Here is a 24252-nt window from a genome sequence, read left to right on the forward strand (position 1 = left end):
TCAGATAAGATTAAAGCAAAAAGCTTTAAGGGACGAACCTTAAAGCTTTTTATTAATCTTATAATTTTAATAAAATTAATTTATTGTAATACAACCATCTTTAATGGTAATTTTATCATCTTTTTTTACTTTCACTTCTTTACATTTGTCATAGATAATAGCACCACTACACCCTGTTTGAATTGTTACTGAAGCTGTTCTACTTTTTCCAAATTTAACTTTTGTAGTTGACCCACATGACTTTACTTTAAACTCATAGTCATTTGAGTCTTTATTGTAGTAGCGTAATGTAATTGCGAAGACGCCGTTTTCAACTTGAAGGTTTTCATTTACTTTATTAATATTGTATTCTATTGGAGAAAAAGAAACAAAACTAAAACTTAATGCAATAACTAATACTAATGTGATTTTTTTATACATTCTCTATTTTTTAGGTTATCCAAATCTCTCTTTTTTTTATAACATGGTATAATAATCACTATAGGAAATTAAAAAATGCTGTTAATTTTTATCAAAAATTACTTTTCATCGATCATTAGCCACTTCACATCTAAAAAACCAATAAGATCACTAAGAAAAATCAAAGTTATTTGAGGAATTATTTTCATCTATTTACTTAAAGAAATTACTTAATCAAAGTTTATTCTTATTTATTCAAAATAGTAAGCATTAATTCAATCAATAAGTGTTTTCATCTTAAAACCCACATAGCCGTTATTGTTTTTTAAAATAAAAATTTTACACTTTATTATTGTGGAAAACAAAATCCTGAGCTGTATTTTAACGATCAAATCAGACATGGGATCTCCTCTTTTTCATAGTTAGCAAACCAAATAAGAAGTTAAACAAGGTTTAATTGATTTAAAAAAAGATATTGATAATGGAAAAATCGATGAAATCACTAAAAAATATAAAAATAATTTAGGTGATTATCTTTATATAATAAGTAAAAATTCTAATGAACAATAAGTTCTACAAACAACTCTAATACAATTATTTAACCCCTTAAAAAAATTAAACAAATCTTCACTAATACCCTTATAAGTCCCCGTTTTAGTGCTCTTTTATATAAATTTTATTCAAGTACGTATTTTATTTTTTAAACAAAATTCTTACTTTTGGTTATACCCACCAAATCTTTAATTCATGATAAAACGAAAAAAAATTGAATCTTCAATATTAACTAGCATTGGTTATGATAATGAGAGTAAAACTTTAGAAATAGAATTTAAAAAAAACAAGCAAATCAGGCAATATCATAACTTTCCAAAAGACGAATGGGATGAGTTTGTAAGCACTGATTCTCAAGGGCTCTACTTCTTAAAATATATAAAAGATAAATACGACGAGTTACGCTTTGCTAAAAGTAATTAATATTAATTACTTTTATTAGTCCACACTTATTGTATTGTAGCAGGAAAACTCCATTTTGAGAAGTCTGCAAAACGGGTTCAAAATTATAAGTTCAACCTGCCTATGCAGGATGCTTAATGTTATTAAGTAAATTCATGTTTGTTCGAGCGCAGTCGAGACCTTATCTAACAAATAAAGAGGTTTCGACTTTAGCCTGTCTTGATCCGAATCGAAAGGCTCAGCCAAACAATTGAGGCACTAAGTATTAAACCCTTAATGACACTGTCAGGCAAATTAAACCCGATTTTTAACGAAAGATCAGGTTTAATAGCTAACCTCTCAAGTCCATTCCTATTTATTGTGTTCTGGTTTTCCCTAAGGTTTAACACCTTTATTATATACAAAAAACAGGTACTTAAAATTATTGAAAAGCTAAAAAATGTAAATTTAAAGATTAATCTACTCTAATAATTTTAGCTCCAATAGCACGCAAACGTTCGTCTATACATTCATAACCACGGTCAATTTGTTCTATGTTTTGAATTGTAGATGTTCCTTTTGCAGAGAGTGCTGCTATAAGTAATGACACGCCTGCTCGTATATCTGGCGATGTCATCGTAGTTGCTTTTAATGACGATTTATAATCATGTCCAATAACAGTAGCTCGATGTGGATCGCATAATATAATTTTTGCGCCCATATCAATTAATTTATCTACAAAGAACAAGCGACTTTCAAACATTTTTTGATGTATTAAAACACTCCCTCTGGCTTGTGTTGCAACAACTAAAATAATGCTTAGTAAATCTGGTGTAAATCCAGGCCATGGTGCATCAGAAATAGTTAAAATAGAACCATCAATAAAGCTTTGTATTTCATAACCATCAGTATGTGCAGGAATATAAATATTATCGCCTTCTCGTTCAACAGTAATGCCTAATTTTCTAAAAACATTCGGTATTACTCCTAAATCATTCCAAGACACGTTGGTAATAGTGAGTTCACTTTTTGTCATAGCAGCAAGTCCTATCCAACTACCAATTTCAATCATATCTGGCAACATCGTATGGTCTGTTCCTCCTAAAGATTCAACACCATCAATAATCAACATATTAGAACCTACGCCACTTATTTTAGCACCCATTCTATTAAGCATTTTACATAATTGCTGTAAATAAGGCTCGCAAGCGGCATTATATATAGTCGTTTTTCCTTCTGCCAAAACTGCAGCCATAACAATATTTGCTGTTCCAGTAACAGAGGCTTCTTCAAGAAGCATATAAGCACCCTTTAGTTTATCGGCTTCTACACCGTAAAACTGTTCTTCTTTACTATATTTAAACTTAGCACCTAGGTTTATAAGTCCTTCAAAATGTGTATCTAATCGTCTTCGACCAATCTTATCACCACCAGGCTTTGGAATATAACCTTTTCCAAAACGTGCTAACAAAGGACCAACTATCATAATAGAGCCACGTAAACCACGTCCGTCAACTTTAAATTCATCAGATTCTAAATAATCTAAATCAAGATTATCTGCTTGAAATGTATATGAACCCTTTGCTATTTTTTCAGTCTTAACACCTAGTTTTCCTAATAAACTAATTAGCTTATTAACATCTACAATGTCTGGAATGTTATTTATTGTTACTAATTCTGGCGTTAATAAAACAGCACATAAAATTTGTAACGCCTCGTTCTTAGCTCCTTGTGGTTGTATACTACCTTTTAGTTGATGACCACCTTCAATTTTAAATGTTCCCATTCGTTATACTAGTAGCGTTTTCTTTGTCTGTTATTAGTATTTTTTTTGTGGTGTCCGTGCCCTTTCTTATTGTTGTTACTTGAAAATTTATTTTTAGAGCGTAACAAACTTGTAGAATCAGATAAATCTTCTTTGGAATCTTTTAAATTAATTTTACCTCCAGAAAGTTCATATAAATGGTGAAAAATCACGGCATCTTCAACGGTGTCTTTATTCCAATTTAGAAAACACTTTTTCATATGATTTGCAATCGTATACGTTAAAGCTTCTTTCAGTTCTCCTTCTTCCCATGTATTTGCAACATCTATCATCGTTTTAATATTGTTCCCATAAAAACGATATTTAGGAAAATTTTGTGGGTATTTTAAAGGGTCTGGACGTTCTTCAAAAACTTCTTTAGTTGGCTTTTCGTAAGGAGAATCAACATCTAATTCGAAATTAGCCATAATAAAAAGTTGATCCCAAAGTTTATGTTGAAAATCTGGAACGTCTCTTAAATGTGGTTGCATGTTTCCCATTACAGAAATAATGGCTTTTGCTATTTTATTACGCTCCTCTTTTTTTTCTATGCTTTTAGCGTAATTAATCATTTTCTGCATATGGCGTCCATATTCAGGAATAATTAAATGCTCACGCTCTGTATTGTACTCTAAATTATCTATAATCAAAATTAAATGTGTAGAATTAATTGTTTCTGCATGTAGTTCCTATGCGTGCGCAAAGTACAAAAAAAAATTAAAGACTAATCACCCCTTCTACTTTTTCTGCAACTTCTTTGTACTTTTCTATAACATTATCAGGGTTTTTCATCAATAAATTGATAGAAATACTTGTGTACTTTCTATTTTTAGACTCATTTTTATTGATAACAGCTCCCATGTTATTAAAAATAGCCTCTAATTCTGTTATTTTTTTAACATCAGTTTTTATAATAAACTTATATAAATATTCTGTTGGCCAACTTGCTGTTTCATACAATTGTCCTTTTAGTTTTTCGTAAAATTCTTCGGAATTGGAAGATGTGCTCATAGTTTTTATATATCGAAGTGGTTTAAACTTTTTTAATTGAAGCGAAAAACAACAATTTTAAGACCTATTGAAAAAAGTTTAAACTATTCATCATACAAATATACAGTTTCATCTTTTTATATTATTATTTTTAAGTCATACTTTGGCTTTTTTTAACACAAGAAAATATCATGCTTTTAAACAAGACGCTATGTGTTAAAAACTTTAGTTATAACTGTTCTCCTTTACATTTTTTTTATAACAGTTTAATTCCGAATTTTACAGCTAAATAATAGCGATTTGAGCACTAAAAAGATTGTAATTACTGGAGGTCCAGGAACAGGAAAATCTACCATAATAAACGAATTAATAAGTAGAGGCTACTCTTGTCTTGAAGAAATTTCTCGTCAGGTCACTCTAGATGCAAAAAAAGAGGGCATTGATCAGTTATTTTTAACCAATCCTTTATTATTTAGCGAATTACTTTTAAAAGGAAGGCAGCAACAATTTTTAAATGCAGAAACGGTTGCTTCAGACATTGTTTTTTTCGATAGAGGTCTTCCAGATGTTTTAGCTTACATGGATTACATTGGTGACTCCTATCCGCAAAGTTTTGTAAACACTTGCAAAGCATCTACCTACGATACTGTTTTTATTTTAAAACCTTGGGAAGCTATTTATCAAAGTGATAACGAACGCTACGAAAATTTTGAACAAGCTTTAGAGATTCATGAACACTTAATAAACACGTATCAACATTATAATTACACTCTTATTGATGTCCTTTTTGACACTGTTGAAAATCGCACTAATTTTATTTTAAATACATTGAATATGTAATAATGGAACATCCCATAAACATATTAGAACGTTATTGGAACTTTACAGAGTTTAGATTTAACCAAGAAGCTATTATTAATGCGGTTATTGATAACGAAGATACTTTTGTATTATTACCAACAGGAGGTGGTAAATCGTTATGCTTTCAAATACCAGCTTTAGCAAAAAAGGGGATTTGTATTGTTATTTCACCTTTAATTGCCCTTATGAAAGACCAGGTACAAGCCTTAAACAATAAAGGGATTAAAGCCATGGCTATTACAAGTGGGATAAGTTACAGTCAATTAGACACCCTTTTAGACAACTGCATTTACGGAAATTACAAGTTTTTATATCTATCGCCAGAACGTTTGCAACAAGAATTGGTGCAGGATCGTATTAAACAAATGCCTGTTAATTTAATAGCTGTTGATGAAGCTCATTGTATTTCGCAATGGGGAAGCGATTTTAGACCTGCTTACAGAAACATATCGTTATTACGGCAAATACATCCTGGTGTAAATGTAGTGGCCTTAACTGCTTCTGCAAAACCAGAAGTTGTTGAAGATATTATAAAAGAACTCGATTTTATTCAACCCAAAATATTTAAACAATCTTTTGCTAGACCAAATTTAGCATACATGGTATTTCATGAAAATGATAAATATTACCGACTTGAAACCATTTTAAAAAAATATACAGCACCATCCATTATTTACGTTAGAAATAGAAAACTAACTTTAGAAATTAGTTCGTTTTTAAAATCTAAAAATATTAGTTCAACCTATTACCATGGTGGTCTTTCAAATATAGAAAAGGATACCAACATGACAGCATGGTCGCAAAACCAAAAACAGGTTATGGTAGCAACCAATGCCTTTGGTATGGGCATAGACAAACCTGATGTTAAAACAGTTATTCATTTTAATTTACCAGAGAGTATTGAAAGTTATTTTCAAGAAGCTGGACGCGTGGGACGTAATGGAGAAAAGGCTTTTGCTGTGATTTTAAAAAACAATAGTGATGCTATTCTGGTAAAAAAACAGTTTTTAAGTCTTTTACCAACAGTAGATTTTGTTAAGCAAGTGTATAGAAAACTATGTAACTATTTTCAAATATCGTATGGGGAAGGCGAATACTTAACTTTTGATTTTGAATTTAATACCTTTTGTAAAACCTACAGTTTTAATGCTACCTTATGTTATAACACGTTACTACTATTAGATAGAAATAGTATTATCACCTTATCGAAACAATTTAAAAACAAAGTAACTACACAGTTTATTATATCGAACGCTGCTCTTTTTAATTATTTAGAAACCCACCAAGATTTTAATATCATTGTAAAATCAATATTAAGAATGTATGGCGGTATTTTCGACCACGTTACTAAAATCGATTTGATAAAAATTTCTAAGAAAGCATCGGTATCCGAAAGTAAGTTAGTGTATACACTACAACAATTAGAAAGTGATGAAATTATTACTCTTAATTTAGCAAAAACAGATGCGCAAATTACTTTTATTGAACCTCGAGAGGATGATAAAACAATTAACAGAATTGCATCAACAGTAGAACAACAAAACAAATTAAAACAGAACCAAGTTAGTGCGATGCTTGATTATATTGAAAACGATTCGGTTTGTAAAAGCATGCAACTCCTCACCTACTTTGGCGAAAAAGATGTAAAACCATGTGGAAGCTGCTCTGTTTGTATAAATTCAAAAAAAAGTGTTGTACCACAAAACACAAATAGCATAAAAAAACGTATTATAGAATTATTAGAAAACGGTGAGCAATCATCCAGAAACATGATCTCAACTTTAAATTGTAAAGAATCTGATTTAAAAATAGTTTTAAAATTACTTTTAGAACATAATATTATAACCATTACACCAACAAACACGTACAAATTAAGTCATCTATGAGAGATTTAAGAATTATCTTTATGGGAACACCAGATTTTGCTGTTACCTCTTTAAAAGCACTAGTAGAAAACCAATATCATGTAGTTGGTGTTATAACGGCTCCCGATAAACCTGCTGGTCGTGGACGCAAACTAAACGAAAGTGCTGTGAAACTATATGCAAAGGAAGCTAACTTAAAAATTTTACAACCAACTAATTTAAAGAGTGATGACTTTTTAGATGATTTAAAAGCACTTAAAGCAAATCTTCAAATTGTAGTAGCCTTTAGAATGCTCCCAAAAGTAGTCTGGCAAATGCCTGAATATGGAACTTTTAATTTGCACGCATCACTACTACCAAACTACCGTGGAGCTGCACCTATTAATTGGGCGATAATTAATGGTGAAACCAAAACGGGAGTTTCAACATTTTTTATCGATGAAAAAATTGATACTGGTAATATGATTCTTCAGGAAGAAGCTGAAATAGAAGCTGATGAAAATGTTGGAAGTCTACATGATAAATTAATGAGCATAGGAAGCCTCTTAGTTTTAAAAACGGTTGATTTGATAAAAAAGGGTGATTTTAAGACCACTCCACAAAATGCATCCAAAGATATTAGAACGGCCTATAAATTGAATAAAGACAATTGCAAGATTGACTGGAACGACTCTATAGACAACATATTCAACAAGATACGTGGATTAAGTCCGTATCCAGCAGCTTGGTTTACCTTAATAAACGGAAAAGATGTGTTAGACGTAAAAATATATCATGCAGAAAAAGAAATAACACCACATAAAAAAAATATTGGAACTATCGTTTCTAATAACAAAGAGTTAAAAGTTGCAGTTACAAATGGTTACATTATTATAAAAGAAATTAAGCTTCCTGGAAAACGAACTATGGATGTAAAATCTTTATTAAATGGTTATACTTTTGAAGAAAATGTCAAAGCCCTCTAAACCCTTATTCTCATTGATATTTCAAAAAATCGACAAAATGCACATCCTTTATTAACAAAAGAACCAAGTTATTAACAATACCATGTTTTTCCCTTGTCATTACTTGCATGGTTTCATAATCCGTATAAATTTGTAGTAGGATTTAACAATAATGTTTAACCAATTTTATTAATAATTAAATTTTTATATTATGAACAAAACAGATTTAATCGACGCAATGGCAGAACACGCAGGAATCACTAAAGCAGCTGCAAAGAAAGCTTTAGAGTGTGCAATCATTGAAATTGAAGGAGCTTTACAAAAAGGTAACAGAGTTTCTTTAGTAGGATTTGGATCTTGGTCAGTTTCTAAAAGAGCTGCAAGAGAAGGAAGAAATCCTCAAACAGGACAAACTATCAAAATTAAAGCTAAAAACGTTGTTAAGTTTAAAGCTGGATCAGATTTATCAAGTGCAGTAAACTAATTGTTTACTCTTTTATATCATAAAAATGCCTTCAAAATTTGAAGGCATTTTTTTTTATATCAGTAAAACAGTTGTTTTTTAAAGAAATAAATATTAGATTTAATTACTAATACCTTAAAAGCATGATAACAATAAAACCAAAAAAAGGTAATTTGTTAATAGCTGAGCCTGCGATAATAGGTGACGTTTCTTTTAATCGCTCAATCGTATTAATTGCAGATCATTCACAAGATGGCTCTATAGGCTTTATTCTTAATAAGCCGCTAGATTATACCATTAACGAACTAGTTCCTGAAGTTGAAGCCACTTATAAAGTTTATAATGGTGGTCCTGTAGAGCAAGATAATTTATATTTTATCCATAAAATACCAAAATTAATACCAGAAAGTATTGAAATTTCTTTGGGTATTTTTTGGGGAGGAGATTTTGAAAGAGTTGCCGAACTTATTACTAAGGGCGATATAAACGAAAATGACATTCGTTTTTTTCTTGGATATTCTGGTTGGGAAACAAACCAATTAGAAGAAGAGCTTAAAGCCAATTCTTGGGTTGTTACCGAAAATATTTATAAAAATAGTATTATAGAAAAAGACTACGAATCGTTTTGGAAAGAAAAAATGTTAGAGTTTGGAGGCGAATATAGTATTTGGTCTAATGCACCAGAAAACCCCAGCTTTAATTAATAATCCCAACTAAACCATGGCTTTGAAAGTCCATAGGTTCGCCTTAGTAGACTGAAAGCCTGCTTCGTGACATACCAAAATGTCAAATAATAAACATTCTAAAGCTCAATTAATCAAAAAATAATTCAATTTATTTATACGATATCTTAATACTCAATTGGTTTTATCCAGTCTTATTTTCACATTTAACTTCTGCAATAATTTTTTAGAGACTTCATTAATATACACTTTCTTTCTATATTTTGTTACTGGTTGAATTCCCACAATAACATTTGTTATAAAAATTTCATCAGCCTTTTGAAGTTCGAATGGAGATATTGAATCTTCAACAATTTCGTAATCAGGTATATTTCCTATAATATCTATAAGTTGTTTACGCATAACGCCTTTTAAACACCCATCACTTATTGGAGACGTTTTTATAATATTTTCTTTTACAACAAAAACATTACCATTAAGCGCTTCTATAACATGCTTGTTTGTATTTAAAACCAAACAATTATTTAAATTATTTTCTTTTGCATAAATACTTCCAACAACATGTAATGCCTTATTGTTCGTTTTTAATGTAGATAATAAGCTTGGTGACACATAATAATCTTTAAATAAATCAACTTCATAAAAACCATCTTGAAGTATATAAAAATCATCTTGTATAGGTTTTACAGAAATTATAAAACTCACATCATTCGAATTTGGAGCATATAACCCACCTTCATTTCTATGTACTATTAATTTTACTCTTGCTGAAGCCTTTAACAAATCACTAGATTCCAGTGTATCGATAATTTGCTCTTCTAAATATTCCATGGTGAAATTCATTGGGATTTCCATACGCATAATACGCATAGATGCCATGAGTCTAAAATAATGGTCTTCCCAAAATAAGATTTTACCAAAGCTTGTTTTTATGGTTTCAAATAAGGCATCACCATAGTTATAGCCTCTATTCCCAATTGAAAGAATCGCGTTTTCTTCTAGAATATTTCCATTAAAATTTATCATAAAAAAATCCCGTTCTAATAGTTAATTTAGAACGGGACAAATATAATTTAAAATATAGAATTAAACAGAGCCAAGTACTTGCTTTAAATCAGAAATTTGATTTTCCCAAAGCATTTTAGCTTCATCTAGTTCATCTTCATCTGCAAAATCTGTAACCATTAACGATACATCTTTAGTAATTTCATCAACCTGAATTCTTATTTCGAAATACGAAGACTGGTCGTCTTCATCATTCAACCATCTAAACTTAATACGTTCACCACTTTTTTTACTTAATAATTTTGCTTGTTCTTCACTATCATCCCATATAAAAGTGAATAATTCCCCACGAGAATTTACATTATCAGAAAACCACTCAGATAAGCCTGATGGTGTCGAAATATATTGGTATAACAACTGGGGTGATGCGTGTATCGGAAATTCTATATCAAATTTAACTTTATCGTCCATAAGTACCTTAAAAATTTTATGTCACCAATATATACATTAATTGATAAGAATAACAACAATTTTTAATAATATTTTATCTCATATCTGTTTGCTTAGAATAATATTGTTTTTATATTTGCAGCCTTAAATTATGGCGAGGTAGCTCAGTTGGTTAGAGCGTCGGATTCATAACCCGGAGGTCGGGGGATCGTGCCCCCCTCTCGCTACAAGGAAAACCCAAGATTTTTATCTTGGGTTTTTTATTTTAAAACAAATCTACTCCAGAAAGCTTGTGATTTTAATTGATTATTATTCACATTTCATTTTTACATACAATTAATTAATCTTTAATTCCTATAGATTTTTTTGATAAAAATCCGCTAAATGCATTTCTAAATATTCCTCAACCTCATCAAAAGAATCCTTTTAAAGAAATTGGTACCAAAACAAAGCATCAGATTGAGCTCCCAATATTAGATAATCTTATTAAAATTCGCCTCCATTTACGCCCACATACATACTTTACACGCTCACTAATAGATACACAACGCTTAATACATCTTTTTAGAAAGGAGGTATTAAATTCTTCAACTTTGGAATGTCAATAAACGAGGCTAGATAGATAAAAATCAAGGTAGCACAAAAATTCATCATACCATATCTATATAGTATTGAGACGTTTAACATAATCGCAAACAATATATTCGATTGAGTAGCTACTATCATTTTTTTTGCAAAAAAGTAAATAAAGAATTTCTTGAAACCAACTATCTCATCCCTGCCTTTGCTGGCAGGCTCAAGGCAAAATCTAGGGGAATTCTTTTCGATTAAAACCATTTAAGAATAAAGTCTAATTTAAATAAAATCAACAATTATGAGTGCAGTTCAATCTAATTTATCAGCAAGTAAGTACGGATACGATATGGTCGTAGGCACAACACAAGCGTCTATTAATGCTACGATGAAACAATTTTTATTAAAATTCGATGGTCAAGAATTTGTAAAAATTTATGTTTACAAAAAAGATGTTCCTAAAGGACAAAGTAATTATATTGAAACAGACTACGATGCTTATAAAAAAACATTAGGTTTTGACCCTTTTGATATTCCTAATGATGCGTCGATGGATGATGAAAAAGTTAAAAAGTTAATTGCTAATTTTTTCGCTTTCGGATTTAAAACAAAAATGGGATTACCAACTACTTTTCCTATTTCTTCTTTACCAAATATTATAGAACTAGACAAAGGAAACTCTTCGGTATCGTATCATCTTTACTGTAAAGAATTTCAAGTTGTTAATTTAACGCCAGGAGGATATGGTGGAGGGAATTGGATAAACTTATCTCAAGAAGGAGGAGCTGCTCCATGGATATTTCGCTTTACAGTAGATTTAGATTTATACGGAAATGACAGTGTCTTTTCTCATTTACCAAAAGATGTACAAAGCCAAGTTAAAAACCTTTGTCCAGGATCCATGTTTAGCGTTCAGCAATTGTACTTAAACCTAAATACTGCTGGATTAGAATCTACGCCAGAGATTAAAAACCTTTCCCCAACAAGTGATGTATACATTTATTTAACAAAAATATTCTTAAACAAATATTTTGAGAATATGCAAAACAACAGTAAATCTAGTACAAATCCAGACGGTAATTATTTATTAGGGTATTCAATTAAGCCTTCTTGTACAGGAGACTCATCTTCTATTGCTCCTACAGACTTAAACTTTATGATTTCTCCATATTTAGATAGCAAAGGAAATGCAACTAAAGCGTACGATATGTATACCTTAAATTGGTTGGTAATGACAGAATACAATAAGATGCCTGCACCTGTTCAATTTGAATGGAATTGGGTAGATGAAGCAAAAAAAACCGATTATCATGGAGCAATGGCTATTAAAAAAGGAATATTTACTAATTTCCTTAGCACAGTATTATCTCCAACACTAAAATCAGCTTGTATTATTCCTAATTGTAATGTACATGCAAACTTTATATCTGTAAAGTTCAAATGGGGGTATAAAAAAGAAACAAGTCCACAATTTTATCAAGTTGTAAATGATGGAACTTCTAGAATTTTAACTTATAATTTTTCCAGGAAATCTCATTCCAGTGATACTCATATTCCTAATTGGGGAAATATAGACTACAATTATAATCTAAAAACAGATGTTTATTTAGAAGGCAGAACAATTAGGACTGTTACTACAGCAACAGTATGGTTACATGTAAACGGTGGCTGGGGAGTTATAGTTGAAGGAAACTGTTCAAAGTTTAAATCCACCGTAGTATACACTATTGGAGTAAATAGTTATGGAAACTTAACAGTTACAGGAGGAACTCCTAAAATTAAAGACTTATCGGATGATATGAATCCAAATCTTTGGTCAAAAATAGCAACTTTAGGGTTTATTGACGGGTTAATAAAGACTATGAAAAATACAACCCAAGGCTGGATGAAAAACTTTATGACTGGTCATAAAAATCGAATAGAAAGCATGTTAAACGGATCTGGAGTTTGGGTGTTTCCAGGAAGTCAAACATTTGTATTTAAGAATGCTAAATTCTCAAACAGTCAAGATTTGGTTACAGACGTAACTTATGTAGAACCATCAACTAAAATGATAGCCAAAAGATCTGCTCTTAAAGCTGCTGCATCTGTTGCTGCTACAATTAAAACCCCAGAAGCTGTATCGTAAATATATTTCTTATAACTTAATTCTAAACAATATGAATATTAAAATTAATGCTTCATCAGAATTGATGGAGAATAATAAGCAGGCAGACATTATGTCTCCTCAAAAAGCTTTTCAAGTGCTTCAAACCAAAGAAGGGCACTCATTATTTTTCTCTATAGGAACAGATAATGTTCTTTACTTAACAAGAGAAGTACCTGGTTCTGATAGTGGATGGATAAAAACAGACTTATCTTCTTGCTTAAGTGAATTTAATGGAGGTATAAAAATAGCTGTAAAAACATTTCAAGTTGGTCAAAATATAACTACTAATAATATAGATATTGTTATAGCTATTAAAGGAAAAAATCAAGATTATATCTATACCGCTTTAAATCTAGTTAACGAAGATGCTACTTGGGCTTCAGATCTTATTTGGTCTGTACAAGCATATGATGATAAGTCGCATCCCCATCCAAAAGTTGAAGTAAGTGATATATACATTGCAGAAAGTACCAATACAGAGTATATTGTCGTAGATATTCTTAAGGACCCTAGTAATTCCAATACATTTGTAAATAGATACTACCTTGACCCAGATAAAAAAATTACAGGACAAGTTTGGAATGGACATGATTTATCTGCCGATTTAAATGCCTATACAATTTCTAGTTGTCTTGGAAAGAAATTAGATCAATTGGTTGAAGGCATCTATACAATGGGACAAATTAATAATATCACAGAATTAATTTATACACCATTATACAATGTATTTAACCCTGCCATACCTGCAAACCCAAGTAGATTAACCTTACCTACTGGTGCAAGTGCAATGGCTTCTGTAAAAAATAACCCTGACGGAACTGCTTTATTTGTTTCTGGAGACAAAGCATTACATTATTTTCCTTGCAACAAGCAAGAAGATGGAGATGCTAGTCAAATGATTTTACAAAATGATCTTTTCCTAAACGTTACAGAATTGCATGCAAATGCAAATAGTTCAGACATTATTGTTTGGGGACTTAACAAGCAAGGACAGGTTTTTTATACAAAGTGTGCCATAGGAAGCGAAACAGAACCAGCAGCCTGGTCTACTCCAATTCCTATCTTAACAGAAGTAACACAAATTGCAAGCTACTTGAACCCTGAAAATTCCACTAATGTAATTTTTGCTCATACAGATGGAGCTAACCTAGTAAAACTCATTCAAAACCCTACAACCACTATGTGGGAACAGAGAAATATTACGTTACCTCCAACAGATATTAATGACGTATTATCCTTTAATACGTACACCACTCATATACAAGTATCAAGAGAAGATAATTTAGTAGCAAGTAATCAACATGTTGATATTACATCAACTAGCCCAGTATCGGTATACATTAATAATAAATTTGCCATTCTTTCTCCATCAGTTCCTCACCGTGTTATTACAGACGAAACAGGTACTATAACAATACTCCAAGAAACTCAAGAAATTGGTGGTGTATGTTATAACCTTCAATTAGTAGGTGCTCCAGATACCGTTAATGTAAATCCAATGATAAAAATGATGCAGATTATGGAAAGCATTAAATCTGGAGATGATCTGGGAAATGTGGTTGTTACCAATGCAGACGGGACTACTCAAAAGCTAGTTTCTAATAGTATTTCTGCTCAGGACAAAGCGGCTACGGCTCAAGCAATTCAACAATTTGTAGCAGCTTCAAAAAATGTTCCTCAAGATGGAAACATTCAAGGAAGAGCCAAAACAAGACATGCTGTTCTTTCGTCTTATAGTGCTAGCAGTTTTGTAGCTACAGACCATACTATCTGGGGAATGTCTTTTAATACCAATGGTTCTTCATACCATTCAGGTGAAGATGCATTATCACATTTTGGCATCCAAAAAAATAACCAAACAAACAAGTTTGCACTTCGCTCTGCGGCTGTTCAAACAGATGATATTGGACATGCTATTGCGGCTACAGCTGGAGACGTTTTTAGATGGGTTAAAGACGCTTTAAATGATGTAAAAAACTTCTTTGTACAAGTCATTGATGGCGTAGCGAATTTCTTTATTACTATTGGAGAAGTCTTATATACTTTTGTTTTAGACTGCTTCCATACTATAGCAAGTGCTATAGAATTTGTTTTCAATAAGATTAAGGTATTTATTGAAGATTTAATTAAGTGGATAGGGTTCTTATTTAAGTGGAATGATATTATAAGAACACATGATGTTTTAAAAAATGTGTTTAAAAGAGGTATAGAGAATTCTGTAAATCAAATAGATGTTCTTAAAGAGAATACGAACCTTATATTTGATAATCTACAAAGTCGTATAGATAGTTGGGCTGGACTTGAAACAACAATAGGAAATCTTTCAGAAAAATCTGCAGCTGCTGGAAGCTGTCCTGGAAAAGACGATCCACAATCTAACTACGGAACATATCATCTAAATAATGGTGCAGCAAAATCTAAAACCAATGCAAGTATAATAAATGGTGTAACAGATCAATTAGAAGACCTCTTAAATACCTTGGCTTCTGCAATTGAAACTGAAGGAGACATTTTTGAGAATGCTTACAATACTCTTAAAACACAAGTTATTAATCAAGTAGACACCTTACCTATTGGTGAAATTCTAAAAAGAAGTATCGCTATTATAGCAGATATATTAATTGAAAGCGTAGAAAATCTGGTAGATACCGCCATAGATATTATTAAGATTTTAATGCAAGGTGTATTAGACATTTTAGATGCTAAGATTGAAATACCTGTATTATCCTGGTTGTATAAGGAAATTACAGGAAACAATCTATCTTTATTAGATGCAGTATGTTTAGCACTCGCTATTCCTACAACACTATTATATAAAATTTCTGAAAACAAAGTGCCATTTCCAGATAACAGTACTACAAGAGCATTAATTTCTGCATCTTCCTGGAGTCAATTACAAGATGTACTAAACATCTCAGTAGTAAGCAATAGTCCACAAGCAAGAAAACTTGTAGAAACAGATGGTATTAAAACGCAATCTACCGATGATGATCTAACGTCTCTTCAAAAAGGATTTATATTAGCTCTGCGACTTACTGCCTTTTGTAGTAGTTTTGCTTTTATTGGTTTAAACATAGCCAAGAAAGCAGCACCAAATTCTAAATCGACTTCTATATTACACGGTATTTGCTTCTATACAACAACAGCTCCAAATTTTGCCTCAGGTTTAATTAAAAGTACAGAACAACGTTGGGACAAAGTTATGGGCGAAGTAATCTATGGTATAACTATTATAGAGAAACTTGTAGATGTATTTACATACAGGCAAGAAACCGACCCTAAAATGAAAGTTTGGGCCAATGCTACCAAATTTATTGATTGTACTTTGGGGGTCGCTGGTCTGGTAACAACATTTGCCCCTTTAGGCTATGGTGTTACATTACAAAGTGTAACGGTGGCTATTACAAATGCTTGTTGGAATTTAAATAGAATTATGTCTCCATTTGCAAAGGATCCTTATATGTTCACAATAAAAATGGGATTAATTGGATTCTACGGTATGGGTCAGCAATGTATTATACTAGGAAACAAAACGGTTGATAATAGTAGTTCAAAAAGTGAAGCTAATTTAGTTTTAGGATAGGAAAGACTACCTGTTATTTAGTCTAAAGAGTATTTAGATGCTCTTTAGACTAAAAATGTCAGTTCGATATATTAAATATTGATAATGACTAATTTGTGCATATAAATAATGAAATTGTGTCATCCTATGTTTACAAAAAGCTAGTGTCATCAGAAGGCTATCGAAAACAAAATATATTTTGTTTGAAGATTGAAGCGTCACTTTTGAGGAGGTATCTCATTATTTAAAAAGATTCATGGTCTTTAAAATTTGACTTTTAAAACGATGACTTAAGGTAATTTTTTTACCGTTTTCCATAATAATCAAATTGTCTTGTAAATAAATATGCTTAATCATATCTATGTTTACTCCATAGTTGCGATGTACCTGTATAAATAATGGTTTTAAGGTTTCATCGAGTAATTTTTGTAATGAAATCTTAACTAAATATTTTTGATCTGTGGTAACCAAATCACAATAATTAGCACCTGTTTCTACGTATATAATGTCCTTTATATTTACTTTAGAAATGATTTTATCGGACTTTACAAAAATATAATCCTGAAGTATAACCCCATTAGTAGTAGCAAATGCTGCAGGTTGCTGGGTAAATTCTTCAAAAGCTAATTCTATTGCATATTGTAATTCTAAGGGGTTAAAAGGTTTTATTAAATAAGAACTAGGTTCTGTATATTTAGCACATTCAAAAACGGTTCTATCCAAACTACTGGTTAGGAATATAATAGGCTTTTTTGGGCTTAACGTATTAATGGTATTGGCTAAATTTATTCCTTTAGGCTTTCCATCAATAAAAATATCTAAAATAGCAATGTCAAAAGAGACATTATTTATCATTTCTATACCATCCTCAATAGTATTAGCTATGATGAGATTATAATTTACATGAAGCGTTGTTTTTAAACGCTCTACATCTTCTTGATCGTCTTCAAACAGAAATATATTCATCCTGATGTTTTTTTCTTAGAGACAGTGATATCTGGATAAAAGAGGACGTTTCTGAAACTTCAAAAACACCTCCATTTTTTATAACAAATTCTTTGCATAACTGGTGTCCTAACCCTGTAGAGTTATAAGACTCCGAGGTATTTGAACTTGTTTTTTTATCTGGAATTGGATTCTCTATTATTAAAAGTATACTTTCGTTATCTTCTTTGGCAGTAATTCTAATCGTTCTTTCTTCTGGGATATACTTAACAGCATTATCAAAAATATTTCTAAATACAATTTTTAATGTATTATTATCCCCGATTACAGTACAGAATTCTGGTATTTGAATATTAAGATTGAGCTTCTTTAAAGCTATAACTGGTCTAAAATAATACAGCACCTGATCGATCATCGTTTCCAGATGTATCACAGTAAGTTTAAACAAAAGTTTATTTCTATTATTTAGTGCCCATTGCAAGGTATTTTCAATTAATAAACTAGTATTAGCAGCAATACCGTAACATCCCTGTATCTCTTTATCAAAATATAGTTGCTCTTTGCTATCTTTTGTACTTAAAGATAATAATTTATTGCTTAAAAAATGTACAGGAGTTTTCAGGTCATGAGAAAGAATGGTTAACAATTTATCTTTGGTCGTATTGAGCGCATCAACCTTCTTTTTTTGAAGCGTGATTTTACGATTCTTTTTTCTGAGTTTCATACCCAGAAAAAGCACAAAAACAATACCAGATAAACTAAAAAACGTAATAACAAAAGCACCATGACGTTTTAAACGTTCTTTCACCAATTTTTCTTCATTCAATCGTACAATCAATTCTTTATCTTTCTCTGCTAACTGCCAGATCTTATCTCTGTTCCAAATAGAATCTTTTACTTTTTCAGCTTCTTTTCTATAGTTCAGGGCTTTTTTAAACTGCTTTCTGTTCTCTTCTACTACAGACATATTTAAATAAGCACTTTGTAATGTTTTAAGATCTTTTGCTTTTTTTGCATACCTCAACCCTTTTTCAAAATACGGGATAGCTATACTATCCATATACTGCTCATAATATAGATTGCCAATATCCATAGCAGATTTTGCCATGTTTAAGGTATCACCACGTTTCTCATTTATTGCCAAACTTTCCAGTAAATTCTCTGAGGCTTTAGCATAAGATTTTAAGTGTAAATAACATATCCCTAAATTATGTAGGTTAGCATTCCAGTTTATATCGTTCTCATTATGGGTGGATTTCCATTGCTCTAAAATAGTGACTGCTTTATGAAATTCTTTGAGCTCATAATATAATTGCCCCTGGGTAGCATAAGACTCTTTTACATATAAAATCCTATTGGCATTGCCTATTTCAATAGCTTTAGAAATAGCTTTTATAGCTAACGGGTATAGTTTTTTTTCTTTAAGGATACGTCCTTTTATAGTATATAGCCAAAACTTTGCTTCTGGTTTTTCTATAATATCTCGTCCCAGTAACTCATTACATAATCCAAAAGCTTTGTCTATATTACCTGAAGAGAATGCTACGTGTAACTTATGGTATGTATTTCTATCATCATAAAAAGTCATAGACTCTGAACAATGGTAACATTGCTTTTTCAACTCTTGATCTATCGGGACAATTGCTTGTTTTTCGATTCCAAAAAGGAGAAAACTATACATACTTCCTAAAAGAAAGAGACATTGTTTTTTTAATAGTATCCTGTACATCTGTATAAGAAACTATGCTTACTTAGGAATACCAACTACAGGATCGGCAGAGGTGGTTACAGTTCCTCTTGTGGTTTCAACTTCTCCAACTCCTGGTTTGTCATATTCATAAAATACTTTGATCCCATTTTCTTTTGCGACACTACTTTTATATGCAATCTGAATTAACCAAATATTTTGTTTTCCTGTCAAAGGAATTTCAGTACTTGACCACTTTATGGCAATATTCCTGGCATAAACATCAGTATTTCCAATTCGTTTCACATCTCTAACAATAGCATCAAAATGATCAACCTTTTTAGGGATCATTACTATTATTTCTGTACAAAAGGTTTTTTCACTATCATTAACGTCATCCGAAGATTTTTTAGTAAACGAAGCAAAAGGATCATCATCATAAAATTCGTATACGAAACTTGATTTTAATGGATACTTCCTACATGATATTACGTTGTGTTCAGGGGCTTCTTTCATGATAAATTCTATATTTACGTAGTTAAACTTCTCGTAAATATAAAAATTATAATCCTAATCGTATAAATGCAACTATGACATCTCTTCTACATTCAAATCACAATAAAATAAAATAGACTGCCCCACTACAGAGCAGCATGATTTTTTTCTTTACGTAAAAAAACAAAAGGTATTAAACCTTCAGGAATCCTTAAACCCAATAAATAGGGATCGACTACAAAGGGCGAAGTAATAAAACAAGATTCAGTTAAAAATAAGAAAGAGTTCAAATTACAATTCTGAATACATCTTATAGACTTCTTAAAATTGAGTTTTCCTGCTACACAATAAGTATGGACTAATAAGTCATAACCATAGTTCAATCCGCTCTCGCTTCACTACAAAATAAAATCTAAGATTTCAGTCTAATTTTACACCATTTTAAACAAAAAAATAAGCCTTTCATTTAAATTTGACGCAATCGAGTAAGAAAAAGAATACAAAATTAAATTGAATTAGTTTTTAATGTGGGTTAAAATTTACATTATATAAATTATTCATCTAAATTCTTACTTTTTTAAAAAACACTAAATTATTGATTTGCAATACATAAGGTATTTAAAATCAAAATAAATGCATTTCATCGGATTTAAATACACTTTATCGATGATTTTGATAGTATATATTCTATATTAGCCCCCATGATTTTATCTAATTAAAATTTCTCTCAAAATCAATGATTTATGAAAAAAAGACTATTTTACTTACTAATCTGTTTAATTGCTTATTACACAAACGCTCAAACACCTGGTGTTTCAACCTTTTTTGAACAAAGTCCTGGAGACACCAGAGAATATATAGAATATATTCCAGGTAATTTACCTATAATTATATCTGCACCTCATGGAGGCGTAAAACAATCTGGAAGCACCATTGGAGGTGTGTTTTATCCAGACAACGATGCTTCTTTACCTGATAGGAATTGTGGAACTAATGAAAGGGATGACAATACTGAAATTTTGGTTAGAGAAATTCAAGAAGAAATTTTTAATCAAACAGGTTGCTATGCACATGTTATTATCAATAATTTACATAGAACAAAACTAGATCCTAATCGGGAAATAAATGAAGCGACTTGCGGAGACTCAGACGCCATGGATCATTGGAACGCCTGGCACAGTTTTATTGACCAGGCAAGTGCATCAGTCGAAGCTAATTGGGGAAAAGGTCTTTATATAGATTTACACGGGCAAAGTCACTCTATTGCAAGAGTTGAATTGGGATATAATATCTCGTCTTCTCAATTAAACAGCTCAAATTTAAACGGAGCCTCTATTATTAATAACTCTACAATTAAAAACCTTGTTTCTAATAATTTAGGCTTATTAAATCATGAAGAATTAGTAAGAGGTAGTGAAAGTTTAGGTGCTAAATTAAAAGCGACTACTGCTACATTCTACAATAATAATGTAAGCTCTGGTTGCGGTGTAACATCAGGTTACAGAGCTATTCCAAGTAATTTTGATAGCGGTGCATCTGATAGCTGCGACGATACCAGACCATTTAGTAACTCATATTTCGCTGGCGATTTTTACAATAACTTAAGACATGGTTCTGGACCTGCTGCTAGTGACGGAACTGGAGGAAGCGGAAGCATAGACGGTATAATGAGTGAAGTAAACAGACGTGTTAGGGATTTAGGGACTTACAAAGGCAACTTTTTTGATTCAAGACCACAAACCTTAGTACCTTTTGCTAAAGATTATGCTGCCGTAATACTTGATTATATTGATACACATTATAATGATTTCGCAAAGTTTACTTATAGTTCAAGTAGCTATACTACTAATGGTAGTGACCCTACTCCAAGTATCACTGGAGTTTCTGGGGGAAGTTTTTCCAGTACTTCTGGTTTAACAATAAATAGTACTACAGGAGTTATTGATGTTTCTAATTCAGTAGTTGGAAATTACGTTGTAACCTATACTGCTGGTACTTGTGGTTATTATAAACAGACTCAAAACGTTGAAATTACAGGTTTTACTCCAATAGCATCCTGTCAAAATATTAATGCCTTATTAGATGGAGCTGGTAATGTTACGATTACGGCTGCAGAACTAAATGATGGCAGTAGCGTTGGTAATTTATCTATAAATACATCCAGTTTTACTTGTGCTAATCTTGGTGCAAATAATGTAACATTAACAGCTACAGACCCTGGAAACCCTGGAAACACAGACTCTTGTGTTGCAATAGTCACTGTAACGCAACCTAACAAACCTGCAGATGTCATTACTAATGAAACCATCTGTTCTGGTGAAACTTATACATGGTTTGGTACAGATTATACAACCAATCAAACAGCAACAACTATTGTGAATGATGGCTGTACGGCAGATCAGGTATTAAACCTAACAGTAACACCGAAACCTGCAGATGTCATTACTAACGAAACCATCTGTTCGGGTGAAACTTACACATGGTTTGGTACAGATTACACAACCAATCAAACAGCAACAACTATTGTGAATGATGGTTGTACAGCAAATCAGGTATTAAACCTAACAGTAACACCGAAACCCGCAGATATCATTACTAACGAAACCATCTGTTCGGGTGAAACCTATACATGGTTTGGTACAGATTATACAACCAATCAAACAGCAACAACTATTGTGAATGATGGTTGTACGGCCAATCAAGTATTAAACCTAACAGTAACACCAAAACCCGCAGATGTCATTACTAACGAAACTATCTGTTCAGGAGAAACCTATACATGGTTTGGTACAGATTATACAACCAATCAAACAGCAACAACTATTGTGAATGATGGCTGTACAGCAGATCAGGTATTAAACCTAACAGTAACACCAAAACCCGCAGATGTCATTACTAACGAAACCATCTGTTCTGGTGAAACCTATACATGGTTTGGTACAGATTATACAACCAATCAAACAGCAACAACTATTGTGAATGATGGCTGTACAGCAGATCAGGTATTAAACCTAACAGTAACACCAAAACCCGCAGATGTCATTACTAACGAAACCATCTGTTCTGGTGAAACCTATACATGGTTTGGTACAGATTATACAACCAATCAAACAGCAACAACTATTGTGAATGATGGTTGTACAGCCAATCAGGTATTAAACCTAACAGTAACACCGAAACCCGCAGATGTCATTACTAACGAAACTATTTGTTCAGGAGAAACTTATACATGGTTTGGTACAGATTACACAACCAATCAAACAGCTACAACTATTGTGAATGATGGTTGTACAGCAGATCAGGTATTAAACCTAACAGTAACACCGAAACCTGCAGATGTCATTACTAACGAAACCATTTGTTCGGGAGAAACCTATACATGGTTTGGTACAGATTATACGACCAATCAAACAGCAACAACTATTGTGAATGATGGTTGTACGGCAGATCAGGTATTAAACCTAACAGTAACACCGAAACCTGCAGATGTCATTACTAACGAAACCATCTGTTCTGGTGAAACCTATACATGGTTTGGTACAGATTATACGACCAATCAAACGGCTACAACTATTGTGAATGATGGTTGTACAGCAAATCAGGTATTAAACCTAACAGTAACACCGAAACCCGCAGATATCATTACTAACGAAACTATCTGTTCTGGAGAAACCTATACATGGTTTGGTACAGATTATACAACCAATCAAACGGCAACAACTATTGTGAATGATGGTTGTACGGCGGATCAGGTATTAAACTTAACAGTAACACCGAAACCTGCAGATGTCATTACTAACGAAACCATCTGTTCAGGAGAAACCTATACATGGTTTGGTACAGATTATACGACCAATCAAACAGCAACAACTATTGTGAATGATGGTTGTACAGCCAATCAAGTATTAAACTTAACAGTGGATACAGGTCTATTATACTATATAGATAGCGATTTAGATGGTTTTGGTTCTACAACTAGTGTCATGTTATGCAGCTCTACCGCTCCTTCTGGATACGCTATAAATAATACTGATTGTAATGATGGGAACCCTAATATCAACCCAGATGCAACTGAAATATTTAATAACGCCATTGACGAAGATTGTGATGGCATTGCTCAAACGACATTGGAAATAGATAATTCCAACCTTGATAATACGGCAATATCTCCAAACCCATTTAATAATTTTATTGAGATTAAACTACCTCAAAACTTTAATAATAGAGAATTTAATATCAAAATATTTGACCTAAATGGAAGACTTATGTTCAACAAAATACTTTTGAGCAACAATGGAATTATTAAAATCCCCAAATTAAGTAGCTTAGAAGAAGCCATTTACCTAATAAAAATTCTAAATATAGAAACAGGAAATAGTGTTCTAAAAAGAATAATTCGATATTAATCAATAAACTTACTCTTACAGGCAATAAATATACAGCT

General features: G+C 31.8%; 18 protein-coding genes and 1 tRNA gene. 10 read left to right on the forward strand and 9 right to left on the reverse strand.

The annotated features are described in order from the left end of the window. Nucleotides 1–75: 75 nt before the first annotated feature. A complete protein-coding gene (locus Q4Q40_RS19965) occupies nt 76–420 on the reverse strand; it encodes a hypothetical protein (RefSeq protein WP_303303782.1) in 345 nt (114 codons plus the stop codon). Nucleotides 421–1146: 726 nt separating this feature from the next. On the opposite strand from Q4Q40_RS19965, the gene Q4Q40_RS19970 reads away from it, so the two are divergent. Beyond that, nucleotides 1147–1374: a KTSC domain-containing protein gene (locus Q4Q40_RS19970; protein WP_303303783.1), complete on the forward strand. Its 228-nt coding sequence runs from the start codon at nt 1147–1149 to the stop codon at nt 1372–1374. A gap of 433 nt (nt 1375–1807) precedes the next feature. Here the strand turns inward: Q4Q40_RS19970 and murA are convergent, their stop codons facing one another. The 3 genes from murA to Q4Q40_RS19985 all read right to left on the reverse strand — a co-directional run bounded on the left by murA (nt 1808) and on the right by Q4Q40_RS19985 (nt 4147). Then, nucleotides 1808–3118: a UDP-N-acetylglucosamine 1-carboxyvinyltransferase gene (gene murA / locus Q4Q40_RS19975; protein WP_303303785.1), complete on the reverse strand. Its 1311-nt coding sequence runs from the start codon at nt 3116–3118 to the stop codon at nt 1808–1810. 8 nt (nt 3119–3126) lie between these two features. Beyond that, nucleotides 3127–3783 (reverse strand): DUF4290 domain-containing protein, encoded by a 657-nt coding sequence (locus Q4Q40_RS19980; RefSeq protein ID WP_303304011.1) that lies wholly within the window; start codon nt 3781–3783, stop codon nt 3127–3129. Between the two features lie 70 nt (nt 3784–3853). Continuing rightward, nucleotides 3854–4147 (reverse strand): DUF493 domain-containing protein, encoded by a 294-nt coding sequence (locus Q4Q40_RS19985; protein ID WP_303303786.1) that lies wholly within the window; start codon nt 4145–4147, stop codon nt 3854–3856. 279 nt (nt 4148–4426) lie between these two features. Between Q4Q40_RS19985 and Q4Q40_RS19990 the strand changes: the two genes are divergently transcribed. The 5 genes from Q4Q40_RS19990 to Q4Q40_RS20010 all read left to right on the forward strand — a co-directional run bounded on the left by Q4Q40_RS19990 (nt 4427) and on the right by Q4Q40_RS20010 (nt 8963). After that, nucleotides 4427–4966: an AAA family ATPase gene (locus tag Q4Q40_RS19990; protein WP_303303788.1), complete on the forward strand. Its 540-nt coding sequence runs from the start codon at nt 4427–4429 to the stop codon at nt 4964–4966. 2 nt (nt 4967–4968) lie between these two features. Next, nucleotides 4969–6873 (forward strand): RecQ family ATP-dependent DNA helicase, encoded by a 1905-nt coding sequence (locus Q4Q40_RS19995; RefSeq protein ID WP_303303789.1) that lies wholly within the window; start codon nt 4969–4971, stop codon nt 6871–6873. After that, nucleotides 6870–7817, forward strand: a complete 948-nt coding sequence (gene fmt / locus Q4Q40_RS20000; protein ID WP_303303790.1) for a methionyl-tRNA formyltransferase — start codon at nt 6870–6872, stop codon at nt 7815–7817. Before Q4Q40_RS19995 ends, fmt begins: the two co-directional genes overlap by 4 nt. A 190-nt stretch (nt 7818–8007) precedes the next feature. Further along, entirely contained in the window at nt 8008–8280 is a 273-nt protein-coding gene (locus Q4Q40_RS20005; protein ID WP_072401030.1) for an HU family DNA-binding protein, read from the forward strand. Nucleotides 8281–8402: 122 nt separating this feature from the next. Next, nucleotides 8403–8963 (forward strand): YqgE/AlgH family protein, encoded by a 561-nt coding sequence (locus Q4Q40_RS20010; RefSeq protein ID WP_303303791.1) that lies wholly within the window; start codon nt 8403–8405, stop codon nt 8961–8963. A 153-nt stretch (nt 8964–9116) separates the two neighbouring features. Here Q4Q40_RS20010 and Q4Q40_RS20015 read toward each other — a convergent pair whose 3' ends face one another. Together Q4Q40_RS20015 and Q4Q40_RS20020 are read right to left on the reverse strand one after the other, a co-directional pair. Continuing rightward, a complete protein-coding gene (locus Q4Q40_RS20015; protein WP_303303792.1) occupies nt 9117–9968 on the reverse strand; it encodes an aminotransferase class IV in 852 nt (283 codons plus the stop codon). A gap of 60 nt (nt 9969–10028) precedes the next feature. Then, nucleotides 10029–10418, reverse strand: a complete 390-nt coding sequence (locus Q4Q40_RS20020; RefSeq protein ID WP_303303793.1) for an START-like domain-containing protein — start codon at nt 10416–10418, stop codon at nt 10029–10031. 132 nt (nt 10419–10550) lie between these two features. Between Q4Q40_RS20020 and Q4Q40_RS20025 the strand changes: the two genes are divergently transcribed. The 3 genes from Q4Q40_RS20025 to Q4Q40_RS20035 all read left to right on the forward strand — a co-directional run bounded on the left by Q4Q40_RS20025 (nt 10551) and on the right by Q4Q40_RS20035 (nt 16702). Beyond that, nucleotides 10551–10624: transfer RNA gene (locus tag Q4Q40_RS20025), tRNA-Met, on the forward strand. A gap of 647 nt (nt 10625–11271) precedes the next feature. Beyond that, nucleotides 11272–13098: a hypothetical protein gene (locus tag Q4Q40_RS20030; protein ID WP_303303794.1), complete on the forward strand. Its 1827-nt coding sequence runs from the start codon at nt 11272–11274 to the stop codon at nt 13096–13098. Between the two features lie 31 nt (nt 13099–13129). After that, nucleotides 13130–16702 (forward strand): hypothetical protein, encoded by a 3573-nt coding sequence (locus Q4Q40_RS20035; RefSeq protein WP_303303795.1) that lies wholly within the window; start codon nt 13130–13132, stop codon nt 16700–16702. 219 nt (nt 16703–16921) lie between these two features. Here the strand turns inward: Q4Q40_RS20035 and Q4Q40_RS20040 are convergent, their stop codons facing one another. From Q4Q40_RS20040 to Q4Q40_RS20050, 3 genes are read right to left on the reverse strand one after another with little or no spacing between them, the layout of a single operon-like run. Then, a complete protein-coding gene (locus Q4Q40_RS20040) occupies nt 16922–17647 on the reverse strand; it encodes a LytR/AlgR family response regulator transcription factor (RefSeq protein WP_303303796.1) in 726 nt (241 codons plus the stop codon). Beyond that, complete coding sequence (locus Q4Q40_RS20045) at nt 17628–19355, reverse strand: tetratricopeptide repeat-containing sensor histidine kinase (RefSeq protein WP_303303797.1); 1728 nt, start codon at nt 19353–19355, stop codon at nt 17628–17630. Before Q4Q40_RS20045 ends, Q4Q40_RS20040 begins: the two co-directional genes overlap by 20 nt. 18 nt (nt 19356–19373) lie before the next feature. Beyond that, nucleotides 19374–19829 carry a hypothetical protein gene (locus tag Q4Q40_RS20050; RefSeq protein WP_303303798.1) on the reverse strand — a complete coding sequence of 152 codons (456 nt, stop codon included), beginning with the start codon at nt 19827–19829 and terminating at the stop codon, nt 19374–19376. A gap of 722 nt (nt 19830–20551) precedes the next feature. Between Q4Q40_RS20050 and Q4Q40_RS20055 the strand changes: the two genes are divergently transcribed. Then, complete coding sequence (locus tag Q4Q40_RS20055) at nt 20552–24214, forward strand: T9SS type A sorting domain-containing protein (RefSeq protein ID WP_303303799.1); 3663 nt, start codon at nt 20552–20554, stop codon at nt 24212–24214. Nucleotides 24215–24252 lie beyond the last annotated feature (38 nt).

This window comes from Flavivirga jejuensis (genome assembly GCF_030540765.1).
GTDB classification, from domain to species: domain Bacteria; phylum Bacteroidota; class Bacteroidia; order Flavobacteriales; family Flavobacteriaceae; genus Flavivirga; species Flavivirga jejuensis.

Bases quoted from the DNA above. Each gene is read 5' to 3' on its own strand.
- fmt (WP_303303790.1), top strand. From the start codon at position 6,870: ATGAGAGATTTAAGAATTATCTTTATGGGAACACCAGATTTTGCTGTT.
- Q4Q40_RS20010 (WP_303303791.1), top strand. From the start codon at position 8,403: ATGATAACAATAAAACCAAAAAAAGGTAATTTGTTAATAGCTGAGCCT.
- Q4Q40_RS20040 (WP_303303796.1), bottom strand. From the start codon at position 17,647: ATGAATATATTTCTGTTTGAAGACGATCAAGAAGATGTAGAGCGTTTA.
- Q4Q40_RS20020 (WP_303303793.1), bottom strand. From the start codon at position 10,418: ATGGACGATAAAGTTAAATTTGATATAGAATTTCCGATACACGCATCA.
- Q4Q40_RS20050 (WP_303303798.1), bottom strand. From the start codon at position 19,829: ATGAAAGAAGCCCCTGAACACAACGTAATATCATGTAGGAAGTATCCA.
- Q4Q40_RS19985 (WP_303303786.1), bottom strand. From the start codon at position 4,147: ATGAGCACATCTTCCAATTCCGAAGAATTTTACGAAAAACTAAAAGGA.
- Q4Q40_RS19970 (WP_303303783.1), top strand. From the start codon at position 1,147: ATGATAAAACGAAAAAAAATTGAATCTTCAATATTAACTAGCATTGGT.
- Q4Q40_RS20045 (WP_303303797.1), bottom strand. From the start codon at position 19,355: ATGTACAGGATACTATTAAAAAAACAATGTCTCTTTCTTTTAGGAAGT.
- Q4Q40_RS20015 (WP_303303792.1), bottom strand. From the start codon at position 9,968: ATGATAAATTTTAATGGAAATATTCTAGAAGAAAACGCGATTCTTTCA.
- Q4Q40_RS19995 (WP_303303789.1), top strand. From the start codon at position 4,969: ATGGAACATCCCATAAACATATTAGAACGTTATTGGAACTTTACAGAG.
- murA (WP_303303785.1), bottom strand. From the start codon at position 3,118: ATGGGAACATTTAAAATTGAAGGTGGTCATCAACTAAAAGGTAGTATA.
- Q4Q40_RS20055 (WP_303303799.1), top strand. From the start codon at position 20,552: ATGAAAAAAAGACTATTTTACTTACTAATCTGTTTAATTGCTTATTAC.
- Q4Q40_RS19965 (WP_303303782.1), bottom strand. From the start codon at position 420: ATGTATAAAAAAATCACATTAGTATTAGTTATTGCATTAAGTTTTAGT.
- Q4Q40_RS20005 (WP_072401030.1), top strand. From the start codon at position 8,008: ATGAACAAAACAGATTTAATCGACGCAATGGCAGAACACGCAGGAATC.
- Q4Q40_RS20030 (WP_303303794.1), top strand. From the start codon at position 11,272: ATGAGTGCAGTTCAATCTAATTTATCAGCAAGTAAGTACGGATACGAT.
- Q4Q40_RS20035 (WP_303303795.1), top strand. From the start codon at position 13,130: ATGAATATTAAAATTAATGCTTCATCAGAATTGATGGAGAATAATAAG.